The organism is Bartonella sp. MR168JLCBS, assembly GCF_042194175.1.
This window is the reverse complement of sequence record NZ_JBHIMP010000234.1, coordinates 1-880: the sequence shown is the minus strand read 5'-3', so window position 1 is coordinate 880 and position 880 is coordinate 1. Positions and strand designations below refer to the sequence as shown.

The 880-nt window shown below is 37.6% G+C and carries 2 protein-coding genes; both read left to right on the top strand.

What is annotated here, in order from left to right; all coding sequences use genetic code 11:
• Positions 1-502: riboflavin synthase (locus tag ACFIK8_RS10580; protein WP_375669400.1), on the top strand; the 502-nt coding region annotated here is incomplete at its 5' end.
• Positions 503-581: 79 nt separating this feature from the next.
• Positions 582-880, top strand: a 299-nt coding sequence (locus ACFIK8_RS10575; RefSeq protein ID WP_375669399.1) for a 6,7-dimethyl-8-ribityllumazine synthase, incomplete at its 3' end; no start/stop codon positions are given.

Here is an 880-nt window from a genome sequence, read left to right as displayed (position 1 = left end):
AATTGCGTGTTCAGGTATTTGTCTAACAATTGTTGAGCGAGGATCAAAACAAAAAGCGAAGACCAATTGGTTTGCTGTAGAAGCATGGGAAGAAGCGTTGCGTTTGACGAATCTTGCACAATGGACAAAAGGAACTTTTGTTAATTTAGAACGTTCGCTGCGATTGGGTGATGAAATGGGAGGACATTTGGTTTCTGGTCATATTGATGGCTTAGCTGAGATCATTGATCAGAAAAAGGAAGGTGATGCAGTTCGTTTTTTCCTGCAAGTTCCAACAAAATTCACGCCCTTTATTGTAAACAAAGGGTCTATCGCACTTAATGGGACATCTTTGACTGTTAATTGTGTTAAAGATCGTATTTTCGATGTTCTTATTATTCGTCATACACTTGAAATGACAACCTGGGGACAAGCAAACATTGGAGATCGGGTCAATTTAGAAATTGATCAGCTTGTCCGTTATGCTGCCAAACTTTCTGGCTTTAAAGTAAAAGATGAGTAAATTGAAAATTTATTATAGTTTTTAAAATTTGGTGCTCTACGCGCCTAAATTCGTTGGTTAATTTTTATGAGATCCCATTATGACAAAAGAGATACATAAAAAGTTGCATGTATTGATTGTTGAAGCGCGTTTTTATGATGGAATTTCTGATGCACTTCTTAAAGGTGCAGTGCGTACTTTGCAAAAAGCCGGAGCAAGCTATGATATTGTGACAGTGCCAGGAGCATTAGAAATACCAGGTGCAATAGCTTTTGCTGAAAAGAATAGTAAGGTATTTTACAATGGTTATGTAGCACTTGGTTGTGTGATTCGGGGTGAAACGTACCATTTTGAAATTGTCGCAAATGATTCTTGTCGCGCATTAATGGATTTGACTGT